This window comes from Proteiniphilum sp., assembly GCF_040307845.1.
Lineage (GTDB): Bacteria > Bacteroidota > Bacteroidia > Bacteroidales > Dysgonomonadaceae > Proteiniphilum.
Genome location: NZ_JAWRIS010000012.1, coordinates 1 through 19542 on the forward strand (window position 1 = coordinate 1; position 19542 = coordinate 19542).

The window sequence follows — 19542 nt, forward strand, 5'->3', positions numbered from 1 at the left end:
CGGTCTTTCTGAACATAATCGGTTGCGCTTATTTTCCCTACAAGATACGATTTTTTTTCCTGATAGCAATGGGTTTTTGAACCCCGCTCGTGATATTTTTAGTAAATAATCTGTCCGCGACTTTTTAAAGTGGACTCAATATTTATACGCGTTATGTTTCTGCAAATTTAAAGGGCTGTCCCAGAACCCATCCCCTTGTTTTAGAGAAGGGGACAAGGTCCACGAAACCTTGTCCCCTAAAACAAATGAAACAAAGAGTGAAAAATAATTTCATGTGACTTAAAACATTTATTTGTGATGCTATTTCCTTCTCTAAATGTAACACATGAAAATTTGCACCTCTTGTAAATGCAAAAGAACACAGTTTACATTTGGCTGATATACCAAAATTGAATATTTTTCTCCATTATTTAGATATTTATCGGTAAAAGGCTCTCGTGCCTGTTGCTCAATAAAACATCCGAATCGATATCTATGTATAGTTGGCTAGTTGAACATAGGCATAACGTACCATTCTCCAATTCACCAGATCGTTTGATCCTACTGTTTCTCCGTTGAATCGTAATTATTACAGTTTCAGCCTTACGGAAACGATACTTCTTGCAGAAAGTAAAACCGATGTGGTCAAACCATCACTTGAAAAGGTAGCTGAAACGGACACCATGTCTTTTTCTTTTGTCGTTTCTACCGCACTGCCCTCCTTCACTTTACTGGGAGAAATAATCCGGGCGTTGAATCCTTTTTCTTTCATATTCAGCATTACAACCGTCATTTCTCTTCCATCTTCATTGACATAGGCTGTTGCCAACACATCCGGATCGCCTGTTTCCACCTTCACCCGTGTCATATTCGAGGCATACTGGGCATAATGGGACAAGATATAACCATCTTTTGCTATACCTTTGTCGTTAACTGAGACCGTTGAACCCGGGTCATCAATCATACCGCATTGTCCGCCGGAACGTTTAAGATACCAATACACATACGCACTGCAATAAGCTTCCATGCTCATGTGTATCTCTTTCCCAAAATTGTCTTGTTGAAACTTCCAGATGGCATCCAGATCCTTCCCTTCGTCGTTATGATACATTTCGGTCATCCACCATGTTTTGCCGGCTGCAGCCAATTTCCTGTCATACAATCCGGATACATAGTTGTACCTGTCTCTGACATAGCCGTTTTCCAAATCAATAAAACCCTGATACAGATGCCCGGCCAAAATGTCCGTATTGTTGAATGCCTCGGGATCATTTAGAATCGGATCTGAATATTCCGGATGGAAACCACAAGCCTCAGGCGCCATTAACTTCACCCCTGTTGCCCTGATTTGGCTACCGTATCCTTTCAAATAACTAACTATTTCTTCCGGCCTCCAGAAAAAACCCAGATCCGGTTCATTCTGCATGGACACAGCATATAGATTCACTCCCTGCCCCTTCATATAATTGATATACTTTACCAAATGATCAGTATAGGCCTGATAGTTTTCCGTTTTTAGTCGTTTATATTCCCTGTCTCCATCTTTAATTGTTTCAGACAAATCTTCAGGAGATTCCCATGGTGTGGCAAAAATGATTGTACCGTTTAGCTGTGCTAACTTGGCGCCTTCAATATCTGCCGACCAATCGGCTTCATTCGGATAAACCATCAACCGAAGGACAGTATATCCCAATCCACCGGGCCCGTACATTTTATTCATCTCTGTTTCAGTTATCATCTGGATCCAGATCTTCGGATTATACATTCCTCCGAATCCAACCACATGTTGATACCTGACTGTTGGGTAGAGGGTTACTGACAATGGAGTATATGCCGCTTCTTGCTCGATTTCCAGCATAGAACGTTCACCATTTCTCTTATTTACCAGAAAAATCTCCTGCGTACGACTTTCCAACGTGGAATTCCCGCTATACCTGATTTTTATCTGTGCATAATCTTTTTCATTACCAGATCTTTCCCCATTCGTTTGGGAAATATAGGTAACCATACCGATATCAGTATCCATGACGATTTCCCACTGGGTAGCCGACCACTCTATCATGATGATCACCTCTCCGGCTGACTGTGAAACCTCCAATGAAGTGCGCAAAAACTTCGCGTAAGAGGTGTCATTATCTATCTTATCATCAGAGCAACTCCAACTGAGCAGCGTCAACGCTATCAAACCAGATTTCAAATATAGATTCTTCATGTTGAATTGTATCTCGTTTCTCAATTGCTGAATAGACAGGACCGGTCATTCACATATATAAGCAACAACCTCCTATCTATCCAGTTCTTTTAGTGATTAAATTAATTTCTCGAATTATTATACGCCCGATTCTCAGGCAGGCAATACTACTTCTTCAAGCCGTCAGCAAATCCTCCATAAGTGGGTTTACGATAGTTACTCAAGTTCCAGAGTCCGATAGGCTCATCTGCCCGCCATCCGCTCTCCTTAGGACTGTCTGTCGGACTCCAGTGTGTAATACCATAACGTTGATTGGCCGGAATGATTTCAAAATATTTTTCAATGACAAATTTATAGAAATCAGCCATTAGCAGGTGCTGCTCAAAAGTGACGTCGGCTGTCTTTACCGTATTACCGTTCTCATCTACAAGTCCCATGTCCAACTCAGTAACTTTGATCAGTTTCCCTGTTTCAGCCATCAGTTCAAACATCTTTACAATATGTGCTTCTTTGCTTTCCTGAATAGCCGGATTCATAAAGTATGAAATATGCATCTGCGTTCCAATACCATCAATGACGGTTATACCATCTGATTCCCAGCGTTCAATCCACTTGATAAGACTTTTCAGTTTGTGGTTATTGTCCCAGTCCGATTCCAGGTTGTAATCGTTGACAAACAGTTTTATACCTGCAGGGCCATGCCTACGAGCCGACTCAATGGCAACGCGTACGAAATCTTCACCCAGATAATCCTGCCAGTAGAAGTCGTTCACGGCTTCTGCTTCCGGAACATTATTGACAGAATGGAGGTCATAGATTCCGTCGCCGTCGCCGTCGACACCGGAAATCGCTTCATTGACCACGTCCCAATCCGTAACGTAACCGTCGCACGCTTCCATCATACCGGCAATCCAGTTATCCATTGCCCAGGTAAGCGTATCGGCTTTCTCTTCCGGGGTAAGGGGTATCTTGTTTCCCGATTCTTCAATTTCAAAATAGATGTCATCGAAATAATAGGTGTTGGCTTCACCAAAGACAGAGAGGTTAAAAGCGATGGTGCTCATCCCCCCTTGATCCGGATTAATAGTTCCGGAATTGGTATATTCCTGCCATTCAGTTGTAACGTTGGGACTTCCCACCATTGCCCAATGTATATACCCCCCCGGATCCCCGTGGGCTTGTGATTCTATCAGGGCCGGTTTGTCTGCCCTGACTTTCATGCTGAAACGATATGGATCTCCTGCCTGAAACACGTAAGGGACTTTCACAAAAAACTGGGTGTCCCAGGGATTCACGGGATTATCGCCGGATTGAACCACGATGGATCGTCCTATCCCATCCGCACCCGTGCCCGCAGCACCCAAGGAGGCCTCTTTGGGGCCGTCTGTTCTTTCTGTCGCAAAAAAACTGGATAAATCGTTTCCTTCTACATCACTATTGCTTACCAGATTGTTCCACCAACTGACAGACGCAGATTCTGTGTGGGTTACCTTTACCCATTTTATCTCATACGTACCCACATAGTCTCCCGATTGCAGCATAACAAAGCTATTCTCAGCAACACCATTCAACTCAGCAGACACTTCCTGCCATTCACTTGTAAATAAAACCTTTACACTTTGCTGGTTTCCCCAATCACCTAAGGCCATATTAATTTGACCGGCAGTAGAACCTTTGATAAGTAATGTCACCTTATGCTTAGACCCTATTTTAGTAGGAATATCACCGGCTACATGAAACTGTATATCCCAAAAATTAGGCTGTGCTTCCGTATTAGTCACCATCAATACTCCATCCTGTACTTCCGGATTAACAGGTCCGCCAACCCAGCCGGTAAATCCTTCAACTGAATAATCCTTAATTCTATCTACTACCTCAACAGTTGCATCCGGATCAAATTCAATCTCCCTGTCAGCTATAATACCGTTCAGGAATTTAAGATTCTGTTGGGCATGCCATACCAGCGTATGCCCGTAAATGGAGGTATTCGCAGCTTGGGCTGCTGCTACAAACTGTATCACCTTTGAAAAATCCATTGAACCGTCATCTCTCACCACAGATGCATATTTCATGGCATTCCCGGCAGTCACTTGGTCAAAATTTGAATTCATGAACCGGTACAATGCTCCCAGTTTTGCATATTCATCTGCACTTACCCCGGCGCCCAACTTGAAAACGGGATTGGCATCCCGGTCGATATAGGTTTTTAGGGCATCGTAGTTGTCGAGATATTCATACAGTGCGATGCTCTCAGGCTTTTCTACATTAAAAAGCTGAGTGGTATCATCGACACACGAGCTGGTTATAACCAACAAACATAAGATAACTCTTATAAAATTATTTGTATGTTTCATATTTAATCGTTTTTACTTGGGAAGCAATTTAGTCCTTTAATGCAGTGGTAAACCATTCTGCTTTCATCCCTCTATCGCGAACGACAAGTGTATCGATAGTAGAGTAGCTTACTTTCTGAAAATCTGGAGGAAGATTTAATTTCGGAAAAGATATTTCTACTTCATACTCTACCTCATAATTCATAAATATAGCATTCCGGTCTTTATTTCCCCAGCTATTCTTATCACCTTTTTTCATGAATTCTCCTTTTCCGGATGCTGAGATGTTGAATATACGAACGCTATCATTAACGGAATATTCTGTAACCGGAGCCATTACCGTGCATTTTTGATTATCGTCGAAATTTAATTTAAGAGTAAAGCCCAGATCATGTCCCAACTTGCTGTAGTAGTCCATCGGAAATTCTATTTCTTTCAACGAGAGTGTGGTCAACTTGACTACTTCATCTTTTTCTATATATTCCTGATGACGTACGGACGTTTGTGTTGTTCCGTCTTTTTGTATAACATCCTTCCCTCTACGCAGATAGTTTGCATCATATTGGTTGATATATTTCACCGCATAAAGTATATAATCTTTAGGCTGTGTATCCCAATCTGACGATACGCTGCGTCTGGGATTATCAACAAGAGGAGTACCGGAAAGAATGGAGTCTGCATTGACCACTCCCGTTATTATGACGGGAATTACATAATTGGCAACCAATGATTTGGGATCATTGAAAAATGCTTCGGTCAATTGAACCGTTACACCTCCCAGGATGCTTCCCTTTTCAATCATTATTTTATCGGAAGAAAGGGAATAGTAATTGGAAGGCATGGGAATGACATCTTCCCCGGTATCGTCAAATACCAGGTTGCTGCAAAGAGAATTGTCCACACGAATACTGATTTCAACATCCTTATTGTTTGCATACACTCCTCCCATGGTTGCCATGATCTGGCATTTATACTCATTATCCAGGTTAGTGTCGAATACATCTTCACCTAGGCAGATGGTACGGATGGGACTTTGATATGCAAAATAGACGGCGGAGTACTCATAATCGGGAAACTCCCAATCACCATTTTCACAGGAGGTAAACAACCCGGTTATAAATGCCGCCAAAAGTGTTATATAAAATATCTTTTTCATTTTTTATCCTATTAAATATTCTGATTTTTTTTACCATCCTTTATTTTGAAGCAGATTACTGAACTTGATTACTTCGCCATAAGGTACGGGCCCGTAATACATATGATCCTGGTAAGCGCGTCTCTCTACCTGGGGTAAAATGGTGTAATTGCCTCCGCTGATACTCATGCCTTTTGCTGGTTCGGTGATATCCTTTTTCCAACGTCGGATGTCCCAGAACCTGAATCCTTCAAAGCAGAGTTCCAAGCGCCTTTCATTATGGATCAGCTCCCGCATTTTATCTTTGTCGCTTTTTACTGATTCCAGATAAGGGTCGCTGTTATCGATGCCTATTCCCGCTCTCTGGCGGATTGCTTTGATCACGTCGTATGCCGAATAACTGTTTGTTCCTGTACCGGTAGGCCCCCATGCTTCGTTTGCAGCTTCTGCATATCCCAGAAAAATCTCCGTATAACGAATAAATGGTTTGTAATGATAGGCAGGGGTTTCTGACTCGGGATTCGCGTTGACGGATTGATTCAACAGCTTTTTCATATAATAACCGGTTCTTGTTGAGGTTTCAGTCCTGTTCAGCGCATTGTTGTTGCTCCCATCCGCAGCAGTGGTGATCACTGTATTTTGCGGACCCGCGGTACTTCCGTTGTAAATAATATACAATACGAGACGAGGATCCCTGTTGACATAGGGATTGTTGGGATCATACCCGCTGTTGGGGTCGGTAATGGGTAGTCCGTTTACCATAGGAAAAGCATCCACCAGATTCTGTGTCGGATTCACACGACCGCTTCCAAACAGGGTGGGAGGATAGTTATCACGTTCCAGTATGACATTATTCTCCTTGTTCCCACGCCAGAGCATTTCTTTTGGGTTTGTACCGGCTGGAAGGTTCTGAATGGCAGCACTGTTTACATACCATTTGTTACCTTCCGGATCAAGCTGTCCTACTGGATTGCTTCCCAGTCCATTCAGCACAACAGCCATCCTGTTGGCAGCCTCTTCCCATGTAACATCCGCCCCATCACTGTAAGCGGGACTGGCGGCAAGAAGGGCTGCCTGTGCACGCACGGCCTTGGCAATGCGGGCACTCATACGGTTTTTTGCATTGTCCCCGAAGACACGGGTATACTGGCCGGCGGTTACTCCCTTTGTGCGGTATTTTTCGGGGACCTGACTGTCATCGTCAATAACGCCATAATCTTCCGGTAGTAACAGCAAAGCCGAATCTACATCGACATTGAGGTGGTCGAGACACTCTTGAAAAGTATTACGCGGCAAATTAAAATCAGAATAAAGATCTTCCGGTTCAGTAATAATCGGAATTCCCAATAATTGCCCATCAGTCGCCCATCCTGCATGATGAAGCAGAAGATGATACATATAAAGCGCCCGCATTCCAAAAGCATCACCTTTCATACGGTCTTTAAACATATCGGCAACCAACGGATCTTCCGCCCAGTTCACCTCATCGGCGATGTCGATAAATAAGTTCAGATATTGCCAGGAAGCACGTAAATTCTGCCATCGGTCCATGGGGTTGTTGTTCGCCCTCCAAGATCCGGTAGCCATTAAACGGTAGCCGTTGTTGGGATCGTTTGACACGGCATCGTCGGTAGCCACGTCGCTAAAAGACCAGAATCCCACCGGATTACTGATGTATGCATGGCCCAGCAGTCCGGTTGCCCATGCCGGCATATTATATAAGTCATTTTTGTCCTTATGGTTTTCAATCGCAGGCTCGAATATGTCCTGACAACCTGTCTGCACAGATAGGAATAAAACAAATAGGGTGATTATGGATATTTTATTTTTATTCTTCATGATTGTATTCATTTTCTGAGTATGTCATTAAAAAGTACCTATTACACCGATATTGTAAAAGCGCGTCTGCGGAGCACTTCCCACATTCATTTCAAAGTGCTTGCGTTCTTTTGAGATGGTGAGTAAATTATAACCACTCATATAAACACTGATCCCTTTGATAAACGATCCCTGTAAGGTGGTTTCCGGAATATCGTACGTTAACTGAAGTTGTGACAAATTCAACCGATCTGTTTTATATAACCAAAAATCGGAATTACGAAAATTATTATCACCGCTCGTGGTCGTGAGCCGGGGATAGGTTGCCGTATCTTTGGTCTCTTCAGTCCAGCGGTTCCGTACAATCTCAGAATATTTGTTATCACTACGTGCCCAATAGTAGGAACTGTTTTTAAAGCCATGTCCGCCAAAGAATCCGTCGGCCATGGCGAAGAAAGTGAAGTTACACCATTTGGCTGTAAAGTTGAGCCCTAAACGGAAGGGAGTATCCCAACGACCCAAAAAAACTTCATCGTTGGAGTCGATGATATTGTCCCCGTTCTGATCCTTATACTTGATATCACCTGGTCTTGGTTCCCCGAATTTTTGCTCCGGTGAGTTATCAATGTCGGCCTGATCATTGAAGAATCCAAGACTTTGCAAACCCCACAATCCATTCACCGGACGACCAATTGCAGTTTGATAATCAAAATCGATATTTTCATCCCGTCTGGCAGCCTCACTCATGAAATACATCCCATTCACACCCAACGTCAGATCTACCTCATTGACTGTTTCGTTCAAATATATGCTGAAATCAAATCCGGTGCGATTATCTATATTGTAGTTGATATAGGGAATGATGGAAGATGTCGGATAACCCACCTGATTGAAATAGATGGGATAGAGGGAGTTTGGCCGTACAATATCACCATCCATCTTGCCTCTGAAATAGTTGATGTCAAACGTCAGTAAATTATCCCAGAGCGAACCACGCAGTCCTGCATTGATCTCTTTTCGCTTTACAAATCTCATATTCATATTGTTACCCCTCTGAAATTCAGTTGCCGACTCACCTCCAAGATCTCCCCATGAATACCATCCACCTCGTTGTAAAATAGATTTATAGAGATAGTAACCCATAGGATTGTCGTCTGTTGCGATATCCATATCCTGACTGATAATACCACCGGAAATGGTCAACATCAGGTCACCAAAAGCGGTATTTTCGAAGAAATCCTCTTTTACCGGGCGCCAGCCAAGTGTCAATGTAGGTGAGAAACCGAGCCGGTTTCCTTCGGGCAGTTTGGCGGAATAGGGCAACGCAGAACTGAAGTCCACATAATATTTTTGTTGAAAATTATAGGAAGCCTGCAGCCCCAGATTCACATTTGTCAATCGGTGATACTGGCCGCTCTCTTGTCTTTGCCACGCATTTGCCACAATCATTCCGAACAGATTATGGTCACTGTTGAAGGTATGGATGTAATCGAACTGTCCGGAAAAATTGTAAGTGTAGCGATAGGCCGAATTACTAATAATCTCGTCACCGGACTTTCTATCGGTTCCGTATTGCGTAATACTGGCAATCATGTCGCTACCCGCATAATTGGTCCAGACCGGTGAAAAAGTGGCATATTCATTAAAATAACCCTGGTCATAGGTCGATGCGTAGTCAATACCGTACTTCGCGCGGAAATGCAAGCCCCGGATGAGTGATTTCAGGTTGATGTCAAAACGGGTGTTAAACTGAAACTGGCGACTCACAAATCTATTGTCACCGGCAGCGTAAGCATCCGCGATTGGGTTGGTGGGATTCAATTGAGTTCCTCCTAGAAAGTATTTGCCGTCAATCAGGTAATTACTGGTGTTGATAGTAGTCCAGGAGGGGGTGTCATTTTCCTCCAGATAGCTGAGTGGAATCAATGGCGATACACGGTTGGGGCGCAGACTCGACGCGTTTCCCCACCAATCTACCCTGGCGCTGTATGAGTCATAGAACGTGACGTTGGCATCGGCCTGTACTTTAAGATATTCCCGTAGATCCATATCCACGTTCCCGCGTACAAAGAGCCGACTAATATAATTATCCTTGCTGTTGCCCACTTTCAACAATGAGTTTTCACGGGAATATCCGGTGGTGGTGTAATATCTCACACGTTGATTACCGCCTGTGATCTCTACAATCGCTTCCGACCGATTGTACATACTTCGCAGATAGTCTGAGGAATACATATTCAAGTCGGGATAGCGGTATGGATTCTCGCCAGAAGCATGCCGGTAGATATCCTCTATGCTGTAACTGGGATCCAGTCCGTCATTCAGACGTGCCTCATTGTAGAGGGTCATATATTCGGCTGAGCCCAGATATTTCGGATAGGATTTTGGCGTATGAATCCCGAAATTGGTACGGATACGAATGTTCGGCTCACCGGCTTTACCCCTTTTGGTTGTGATTTGGATCACTCCCTTGGCGGCACGGCTGCCATAAAGCACTACGGCTGCGGCTCCTTTCAGCACCGTAATATGCTCAATCTCGGTAGGCAGCACATTGTTGGCGTCACGTACCATTCCGTCGATGACCACCAGGTATTCATCCATGCCCCAGATATTTCCGTTCACTCCACCGATCACATTTTCCACAAAGTTCAGACTATAGGTGGTATATGCTTTATTTGTCAGCTCTTCCACATCTATTGCGGAAATACCCCCCAAGAGGTCTTGTTTATCTATAGCGCGAAATGCGATCTCCACTTTTTTGTGTAGCGTATCATTTTCCAATCTCAATGCATCTGTATATCCCAACTGGGCAACAGCCTGCAGTATACTGAAAACGAAAAAGATACAAGCTACGAAACCAATATATATTTGTTTCATCTTCGTCTTTTTTTAATTATCTATCTGTTACCAACCCGGATTTTGGTAAAACTCCGGATATATGCTGACATCATCTGTATTGAAGGGAAGCCAGTAATGTTTACTCGTGAGGTTACGCGTTGTAATCACCTCTTCTCTCCAGTTCAGAACAGTATTTTCTTTTGGATTTATTTTTGTATCAAGCGGAGTTGCACGGTTAAACTCCTGTTTGGTCTTGATGTTGAAGGGATATTCAGTCAACAGGAGCCAGCGGCGAAGGTCATTGAAGCGATGTCCCTCAAATGCGAGTTCAACCGCACGTTCCCTACGAAGTTCACTCATGAAGCCTTCCAGAGTGGCAGTGTATTTCTCAGCTAAGGAGGCTACGCCAGCACGTTCACGGATGCTGTTTAACGCATCTGTTGCATTTTTAGAGAAATTAGCTGCTTTACCCGAGGGTGAACCATATCCTTGTGCTGCTGCCTCCGCATACATCAGATATACATCAGCCAGACGCAACCATGTCAGATGGAAATGGGCTGCATAGCTATATCCGTAGGTATTGTCCCAGATATTGGCTCCTAGTGGGATAAATTTATAGTTTAAGTACCCGGTGCGGCTAACACTTCTGGGATCATTCGTGTAATTGCCGCCGGTATGAAGGTTGGCATACCGCCATACTTCATCATTCGGATTGGTGATGGTTCCGGAAACTACTTTTACGCCGTCATAGATAATATCATGGTAGAACCGGGGGTCCCTATCTTTCCATGGATGTGTGCTGTCAAATCCTGATTCCGGGTCATTGAGGGGCATTCCGTTTACCATACCATAATAGTTAACATAGTTTGCGGCAGGTGCCAACACGATACCGTCACCCTGGGCGATGGGAGATGGCTGGTACGAGTTCATCTGTCGCCAATATGAATCAGGACCGTAAGTTGGGCTCCGTATAATCGCTTCGCTACCACCCGGCATCAGCCACTCTTGCTGCATGGTATAGAAAAGGGAAGAGTAGTTCTCAAAATCAACCAGGGCGTATTGCGTTTCACCGTTCTCCACCATGCTCAACACCTTGCCAAAAACGTCGGCGGCTTTCTTGCATATCTCCGCATCATAAGTACGGGGACCGTTGATACCATTTGCCATCAGGGGGCTTCCTGCGTACAGATAGGTCTTTCCAAGCATAGATAGAGCCCATATTTTATTAGCTCTCAGAGCATTGTTTCCAGCTGTGCGACGCCCGATCTCCGTATCATCCCAGTTAACCGGCAGAAGATCAGCGGCCTTTTGGAAATCAGAAGCCATCTTCTCCGCATTTTCCCTGTATGTTTCACGCGGGAGTGTGAGGGGTTCATCGCTGGGGAGTACGCTTTCAATATAGGGCAGGCCGCCCCAGTATTGTGTAAGCTGAAAGTAGAACCAGGCACGCATGAAGTATAATTGTCCGGCAATGATGTCTCTTTCATCCTGGCTGGCATCGGTCATTTTTCCTTCTGCCAGAGCTTTCAGTCCCATATTGGCCACGCGTATGCCATACCAGGAACCGCCCCATACAGATTTGTTGAAACGGTCGCCCTCAGGACTCCAATTCCTATCCAGAAAACTGGCTCCGTTACCGATGTAGTCACGATAGTTTCCCCTGTCGATACTGAATCCCATGAGGTATTCACCGTTCCCGATAGTCACCACTTCATCTTCACCCCAGTTGAATGAGCTGACCCAAAAGTGTTTTGCCAGGTCGGGAGTCAGATGATACATTCTTTCCACAAATCCCTGAAAATTGGTAAAGTTCTTGTAGGCATCGTCCGGTGAAATCACCGAGTCGGGAGCCTTGTCCAGATAGTCTGTGCATGAGACGACACTTAAAAAAAGTGATGTTGCTAATGCGTATAGATAATAGATAAATTTTGTCTTCATCATATATTATGGTTATAACGAGATTCTCAATCCTAAATTAAAACGTTTCTGCGTTGGATAAGCGGTATTTCCCCCGGTATTTGATTCCCGGTCATCCGGCATATTTGTCCACAAAAACAGGTTGTTTCCGTTCACGAATACTTTCAGGCTGTTCAACCCTACTTTTTTCAGCCAATCCTCCTGACTGAACGTATACGAAAGTTCTGCATATTTCAAACGGAGGTACGAACCGTCAAAAAGGAAACGGGTTCCGCTTGTATAGCCGCTGGGTATGGTTCCCCATCTGGGAAGCGGAACATCGGCATGCATATTGTCTTTCGACCAGTAGGTTCCTTCCCGGAAGGCGGTATTCCTTACCCCGCCTAAGCTGGAGAGCCCCACATAACGGGTTACATTGTTTACCCCATAGAATTGCACGAAAAAGCTCCACCCTTTGTAATCCACCCCAAACTGGCTGTTTATAGTATTTTGCGGTACATTGGTAAAACCATATGGAATATTGTCGAAAGAGGTGATGATCCCATCGGCATCATAATCGAGAAGAATATAGTTGCCGGGGATGCGGGCATCGTCCGATTCGTCGTGCCCGGTGGATCCATAAAGTTCATCCCAGTTGTTGTAATATCCGTAATCTACGTGTGCATAGGTCTGGTCTATCGACTTGTTGGCCGATTTTTGGTACTCCGGCTTCAGCAAAGGGTCGTCAGCTTCGATGATTTTGTTGCGGGCATGAGTATAAAAAACATTTCCCCACAAGCGCCAGTCGCGGTTTAGCGGTTTGTTCCAGCGCAGTTCCAATTCATAACCTTGTGTTTCCACTTCTCCCAAGTTGGCTGTCGGCGCAGTAGTTCCATAATAAGAGGGTACAGAGCGCCTGTCTCCTGCCAGCAGGATATTCGTTCTTTTTTCCTTGAAAAAGTCAACCGAACCCGAAATCACTCCGCCGAACAGCGCATAGTCGGCGGCTATATCCAGTTTTGTGGCTACTTCCCATTGTACATTGGGGTTTCCTACTTGCGATTCATAGTACCACTGGTAAGGACTCTGTGTAGGGTCAATCCCGGTCAGCGCCTGGTTAAAAGCCCCACCGTAGCTCCATACGTCCATATAGAGCCAACGATTGGCAAACTCATCCCATCCAATCTTGTCATCACCAATCTGACCATATGAAGCCCTGAATTTCAGCATATCCAACCATTTCAGATCAAGACTTTTGATCAGTGGCTCTTCAGAGAACATCCATCCTATTGCTCCTGACTGAAAGAAGGCAAACCGATATTCGGGAGCAAATTTCTCCGAACCGTTGTACGCACCGTTATATTCAAACATATACCGTTTGGCATAATCGTATGTTGTACGAAACACCCAGTTTTCCCGATAAATTGGGAGATTATTTCCTCGGGAATACTGTTCCCGGCTAAAATTACCCATGGCGCCGACAGAGTGATCTCCAAAGGTGTTGGTATAATTGAGTTGGCCGGAATAGTTCAGTCTGCGATAGGTTTCGTCGTTGTTAACCGATCCTGCGTCAATGAACCAGGCAATATTGTTCTGGTAGTCAAATTTATTGTTTCCGTCTACTGTGACATCGGTGTATACCTGTCCTGTTTCGGGATCTATCCATTTGTGGGCATCCTGTTCCCAGTCGTGGGTGTCATTGATACCGCGGTTTACCTCCCGAAAGCTGTTGTCAAATGCAAGTCTTCCATGCAACGAGAGTCCTTTGAGCAGGAATCCGAGATCCTGTTCAAGGGTAAAATCGGTATTGAGACGGTCGTTGGTGGTGTAGCCTATACCGCTGACACTCAGATTTTCCATCGAGTTAGTGGATGCCTGTGTAGGATTGGGATGGTAGTAGCCAAATGATCCGTCACTATATTTGGGCCTGAAGGCATCGGGCGAGATACCGTAAAAGGCAGCCCATACGAGGTTCTCGTAGTCATTGTAATTTGTTCCCTTGGTGACAGCGTGTGAACCCGATAAATTAACCCGTAGCTGGGTTGTTTTCGTCAGAGTGAAATCCAGGTTACTTCGGACATTAAAGCGGTCATACCCAAACCCGGTTTTATAACCGCGATTATTTTCAAATGTTTTATATAAGTCTCCCTCATGTGTATAATCCAAACTGGTAAAATATTTTACGAAACGGGTACCTCCGGAAACGTTCACATTCGCATTATAGGAGGTTGTGTAATCCCTTAACAACTCATCTACCCAGTCTACATTGGGATAGCGTTCAAATTCCTCGAGGTTGGCCGGCCACCGGTATTTATTGATGACATCCTGTGGACGGTAATTAGCCCATTGTTCCGGCGCGTAACCCAATTCATTTTCGATAACCTGGTTGCGTAACATCAGGGCGTCATAAGAGTCCATCAATTCCGGCAGCTTTGAATAGGTTTTCAGGGTGGTACTTACATTGATATCTACATTAGCTTTTCCTTCTTCCCCCCTTTTAGTGGTAATCAAAATTACCCCGTTTGCGCCGCGCACACCAAAAACAGCAGTGGCAGATGCATCTTTCAGTACGGAAATGGTAGCTACTGAGTTGATATCAATACCGGTCATGGGGCGTTCAATGCCGTCAACCAATATTAAGGGACCACCTCCGTTCCATGAACTTACACCACGAATGGTAATTTCCGGATCCTCTTCACCCGGTTTACCGGTAGTGGTCATGGTGACTACACCCGGCAGGTTACCTGTTAGCGCCTGCCCCAAACTGCTCACCCCTCCTGTACGTTCCAGCACTTTGCTGTTGGTCTGGGCAATCGCACCTACCACACTTTCTTTTTTTTGTTGTCCGAAGCCAACTACTATCACTTCATCCAGAAGCTGCATATCATCTGTTAATGTGATGGTCATTTTCCGGCCGACAATAACCGGCACTTCACGCGTTACCATACCGATAAATGAAACAATGAGCGTTGACTGCTCATTAGGCACATTCAGTATAAATTCCCCGTCTACATCGGTTACAGTACCAATAGCTTCATTTCCCATTACCCGGATAGTAGCACCGATAATAGGTTCCTCATTACTATCAATCACTAATCCTCGTACATTTATTCCATTTTGTGCCCATATCGGCAGACTGCCGAAAAGAGACAAAAGGAGTATAAAAAGAGAAGGGATCCTTTTAGATTGTTTTAATACATTTTTCATTACTTCAATAGTTCGTTAAAGAATTAATTTTTACTAAGCACCAATAGTTGCAAATTCTATGCGTTCTCCATAATTTTTCCATTTCAAATAATTTAATTAGAGGAATATTCAGGCCTTTAGAATAACAGCAAAAATAGAGGGTGGCTATCGAAACCCGCCCCATATTTTAAATATTATATTCCATATTTTAGATATTTCTTTAAAAGAAGGTTATTTATGATGATATTGTTAGAATATATCAATGTCTAAAATAGAAATATTGCTCAGGATATCACCTTCGAATAAAACCACCCTTTGGTATCATTCAATTTACAGTTTCATATTTTGTCGCATACAGACCGATGGTTGTTCCGGTAAAACCTCCGGCGTTGGCAGTAGATAATACTCGTGCCGGGATATCCTTTGATAATAGTTCCCAACCATCCTGATCTGCATTATAATAGAAATCATAATGAGTGCCTTTGGAAACGACCTTCAATTCAATCGGCTGATTATTCTTTAAGATCATTGCGTTTTTCGCTAAGATATTCCTCCCTGATTTGTCAACCTGTTCTATAAAAACTTCTTTTGTATCCCCATGTCCTTGCACCGCGAAAAATATATGGTGGTTCTCATCTTTAAAAAGTAAAATTCCCGCTACATCCTGAGAATCTGAAGGATTAAAAAACATCCGTGTGGTTGAAACGAATTGATGATGTTGCATTCTGCGGGAAAGAAAAGCAGGCGTTTCCTTTTCGGAGACTTTTATTCCGGATCCTTTCAGGGAAAGATAACCCGGATTTTCTTTTAATGAATACAATTCGCTTGCAGGCGCTCTCAAAGTCAACCATTCCATACCAAGGGTAGAAGTCTCAAACGGATCACACCATTCGAAGTTGCCCGGATTAGCATCCTGACCAGGGACAACCCCTTCCCTTTTCAATATCATGGGAACTAATTCATCACCCGTGGTCATGTATGGGAATCCCTCATCACTCCATTTAACCGGCATGATAAATGTTTCACGGCCTAAATTCTCGTATACATTGTCAATCGGCCTGCAAGCGAGGAATACAGCCCACCAGTCACCTTCTTTTGCCTGGATAAGGTCGGCATGCCCCACACAGGTTATTGGATAGGGGCGGTCTCCGGGTAAATGCCTTTGTGTTAAGATGGGGTTTTTGTCCCATGGCACAAAATTTCCCATTGGGCTATCTCCCCGAAAGATGACTTCCCTATGCCCCGGCCCCGTGCCTCCTTCAGCTGCCATGAGGTAATAACTTCCATTGATGTTATACATATGTGGCCCTTCTATCCAGATAGGTTTCTCAGCCAGGTTAACCCCTCCGTTTACAAGCATTTTCCAAGGACCAATGGTCTTATCTGTCTCTGTGTCGAATTCTCGGATCCGGATTGAACGGTGCCCATCATATAATTCTTCGCCATCCATGCCATCATTGTTGACGATGTAGGCACGTCCGTCATTATCAAAGAAAAAAGAAGGATCGATCCCTCCAACCTCCGGCAAATAAACAGGATCCGACCATGTACCGAATGGATCTGTGGTTTTTACGAAAAAATTACCCGCGCCTACATTGGTCGTAATCATGTAATAGGTCTGGTTGTGGGGATTATAACTGATATCCGGAGCAAAAATACCCCCACTCACACCTTGCCCCTGAAAATTATCCAATTGAGAAGGGCGATCCAGCACATGACCAATCTGCTTCCAGTTCACCAGATCCTTACTGTGAAAAAGAGGAACTCCCGGAAAATAAGTAAAAGTAGATGTTACTAAAAAATAATTCTCTCCGTCTGTACAAATGCTAGGGTCGGAATACCATCCGGGCAGAATAGGGTTATAAAAATGAGTCTTGTCCGGTAATGGGTTGTTCTTATAATAATCATCTTCTCCTGTATATGTAAAATAATCGAAGAAAGCTACCGAATTACCTGTAGGAAAATCTTTCTGGTTCAATTTGTCTTTACATGAACATAGAAAAAGTGTCATCCACATAAAAATAATCGCTCTGAATAAAAAATTACCGGAATTCATAAATTAATAGACTTTTAAGCAGTTTGATAAAAAATGTATTAGTAAATCACAAAATTATACCGTATCGCCCTGTCTGTTTTCCCCTTTTTAGATATTTAATTCCCTATTTCAGATATAAATCCTGTTTTTGTCACACTGCACCTGTTGCATGGAATATGGAACAGGTTATCGATATCACGGTGCCCCTGTGTCGAAGTCAGGAAAAAGAGGAAGGATTGGAAGCAGGTAATAATTCGGATATGAGGATTATACCGGTAACAGACATTGTGTATTCCATGGACGTATACTGTCCTATATGCAGGTAACCGGAAAGCAGGGTGAAATAAAGCCTATTTTTATTTCACCCTGGCTGAAACCGGTAGAGGTTATGGTCAACGCCCAATAGTTGAAGGGCAAGCTCAATTTTTAAAATAACAGGTTGATTCTTTCAGACATAAATATTATTTTGATTTTTTGCCCCAGTATGTTGCATTCAAATTTTTTTCAGTTCCGGCATATACAAATGTCACACGGCGTGGAGTAGCTTCCCAATCGACTTCGCGTTCAACGCACACAATGACGTTGCCCAAAGTGAGTTGTTTTTTTGATGCATTATAGTTCCAGCTGCCTGTGAGTGCACCCGACATGGTGCCATTGGCATTGAGCGTTAACGCAGAAGCGCTGCTTTGTTGCCCATAAGCATACTCCAGTTTAATATGCTCCCATGTTCCTACAAGCGAGTCCTTGGTTATGGTGCCGTAATCGGGGACGGCTGCATACCGTTGTGGCAATGCTATTGGCCACAAGTTGTCGGGTTCATCCGGAGAGGCAGGACACCAGACAATGCGACGTACGTGTCCCATCATAATGGCATTGGAGTAGGCGTTGCCATTCACGTTGGCAGGCAATCGTCCTTGCGACACATAGAACCATTCGTCGCTATTTTCCTTTTGGAAAATGGCACAATGTGACAGGCCTACCCATCCGTAGCTAAGATTGAAATTGTAAGGGTGGGTTACGATGGGGTAACAGTCGCCGCGTCCGTTGGTAAAGCTGCGCCCGGTGATATCGAGGTATGGCCCTTCAATGTTTGTACTTCTAACAACACGCGTATTATAAGGTATGTCGAGGCCATCATAGGCCATGAACAGATAATAGTAACCATCCTTATAAATTATTTCAGGGGCTTCGCTGCCCTGCCAACGCGACGAAGCGGTGCGTGTACCTACTCTCGCGCCATAACGGGTTGTCAGTTCACTCACACTGCTGGCGTAAGGTTCACCAAGGTGGTTGAGAGGCTTGCCTGTGGTCGCATCCAGTTGCAGCAGTGCCAGGCCGCTATGCCACGAGCCATATATGAGGTAGTGTTTCCCTTCGGGCGTCACAATATAGGTGGGATCAATGGCATTGTAGTAGAAATAGGCATTCCAATCCGATAAACCGGAGCGGCTGTAATTTTTGCCCCGATCGGACGATGAAGATACCACGTAACCCTTATCGACCCATTCCGCCCCGGCGGGATCGGTCGATTCGCACATACCGATAAAGGCGCGTTCCGTCCAGCTCCCGTCAAAGTTAGCTGTGGTATTGGCCTTACCCGTCTTGATATAGTTATTGATCACTATGCTGTAATACATTCGCAAGATATCCTTTCCGCCCACATTGACCCGGCGCACTACCGGTGCCCAGTAGCCATAATTTATATCCTTTTCGGCAATGGCTTCGAGCCCCATGCGTGTGCGGATGGCATTGAGCGAGTCGGCCACCCAGGCGGGAGCATCATAAAAGGGGCCGCCTACCCAATCCCAATTCACCAGATCGGTGGATCGCTTCCCCTGAAAATGTCCATGTCCTTCATGTTCATTCCCATATGAGGCATCGGTGCAGTACATGTAGTAATACCCATTGTAATAAGCAACAGACGGGTCGTGGACGTTGGCCAGGTTCCATTGGCTCCGTTTCGACCATGAGGCTATCGGCGAATAGTCGTCGGCGTAGGTCGGAATGGTCCATTCAGTTTCTCCACCGGGTTCTTCCTCTTTTTCCTGTACGATCTCATCTTCCTTACACCCTGCCAATAATAGAGCCATTATGCCGATGAATAAAAACAAAAAATACTTTAGTCTCATAC

At 44.3% G+C, this 19542-nt stretch carries 9 protein-coding genes; all 9 read right to left on the bottom strand.

The features are described 5' to 3' along the window. Positions 1 to 568: 568 nt before the first annotated feature. The gene (locus tag ABV001_RS02315; protein WP_352421327.1) at positions 569 to 2191 is read right to left on the bottom strand and encodes a glycoside hydrolase; all 1623 of its coding nucleotides are present in this window, start codon (positions 2189 to 2191) and stop codon (positions 569 to 571) included. Between the two features lie 146 nt (positions 2192 to 2337). Further along, entirely contained in the window at positions 2338 to 4524 is a 2187-nt protein-coding gene (locus ABV001_RS02320) for an endo-1,4-beta-xylanase (protein ID WP_352421328.1), read from the bottom strand. A gap of 28 nt (positions 4525 to 4552) precedes the next feature. After that, positions 4553 to 5659: a DUF5627 domain-containing protein gene (locus ABV001_RS02325; protein ID WP_352421329.1), complete on the bottom strand. Its 1107-nt coding sequence runs from the start codon at positions 5657 to 5659 to the stop codon at positions 4553 to 4555. 30 nt (positions 5660 to 5689) lie between these two features. Further along, complete coding sequence (locus ABV001_RS02330) at positions 5690 to 7477, bottom strand: RagB/SusD family nutrient uptake outer membrane protein (RefSeq protein ID WP_352421330.1); 1788 nt, start codon at positions 7475 to 7477, stop codon at positions 5690 to 5692. A gap of 27 nt (positions 7478 to 7504) precedes the next feature. Beyond that, positions 7505 to 10333: a SusC/RagA family TonB-linked outer membrane protein gene (locus ABV001_RS02335; protein WP_352421331.1), complete on the bottom strand. Its 2829-nt coding sequence runs from the start codon at positions 10331 to 10333 to the stop codon at positions 7505 to 7507. A gap of 27 nt (positions 10334 to 10360) precedes the next feature. Continuing rightward, positions 10361 to 12232, bottom strand: a complete 1872-nt coding sequence (locus tag ABV001_RS02340; RefSeq protein ID WP_352421372.1) for a RagB/SusD family nutrient uptake outer membrane protein — start codon at positions 12230 to 12232, stop codon at positions 10361 to 10363. A gap of 12 nt (positions 12233 to 12244) precedes the next feature. Next, on the bottom strand, positions 12245 to 15397 hold the full coding sequence (locus ABV001_RS02345; protein WP_352421332.1) for a SusC/RagA family TonB-linked outer membrane protein: 3153 nt from the start codon (positions 15395 to 15397) through the stop codon (positions 12245 to 12247). 304 nt (positions 15398 to 15701) lie between these two features. Further along, entirely contained in the window at positions 15702 to 17387 is a 1686-nt protein-coding gene (locus ABV001_RS02350; protein ID WP_502929825.1) for a glycoside hydrolase family 43 protein, read from the bottom strand. A 485-nt stretch (positions 17388 to 17872) separates the two neighbouring features. Beyond that, positions 17873 to 19540: an arabinan endo-1,5-alpha-L-arabinosidase gene (locus ABV001_RS02355; protein ID WP_352421334.1), complete on the bottom strand. Its 1668-nt coding sequence runs from the start codon at positions 19538 to 19540 to the stop codon at positions 17873 to 17875. Between the last annotated feature and the right edge of the window lie 2 nt (positions 19541 to 19542).

Excerpts from the sequence above, each read along its gene's own strand:
- ABV001_RS02330 (WP_352421330.1), bottom strand. The coding sequence starts at position 7,477 with ATGAAGAATAAAAATAAAATATCCATAATCACCCTATTTGTTTTATTC.
- ABV001_RS02325 (WP_352421329.1), bottom strand. The coding sequence starts at position 5,659 with ATGAAAAAGATATTTTATATAACACTTTTGGCGGCATTTATAACCGGG.
- ABV001_RS02315 (WP_352421327.1), bottom strand. The coding sequence starts at position 2,191 with ATGAAGAATCTATATTTGAAATCTGGTTTGATAGCGTTGACGCTGCTC.
- ABV001_RS02335 (WP_352421331.1), bottom strand. The coding sequence starts at position 10,333 with ATGAAACAAATATATATTGGTTTCGTAGCTTGTATCTTTTTCGTTTTC.
- ABV001_RS02320 (WP_352421328.1), bottom strand. The coding sequence starts at position 4,524 with ATGAAACATACAAATAATTTTATAAGAGTTATCTTATGTTTGTTGGTT.
- ABV001_RS02350 (WP_502929825.1), bottom strand. The coding sequence starts at position 17,387 with ATGACACTTTTTCTATGTTCATGTAAAGACAAATTGAACCAGAAAGAT.
- ABV001_RS02355 (WP_352421334.1), bottom strand. The coding sequence starts at position 19,540 with ATGAGACTAAAGTATTTTTTGTTTTTATTCATCGGCATAATGGCTCTA.
- ABV001_RS02340 (WP_352421372.1), bottom strand. The coding sequence starts at position 12,232 with ATGAAGACAAAATTTATCTATTATCTATACGCATTAGCAACATCACTT.
- ABV001_RS02345 (WP_352421332.1), bottom strand. The coding sequence starts at position 15,397 with ATGAAAAATGTATTAAAACAATCTAAAAGGATCCCTTCTCTTTTTATA.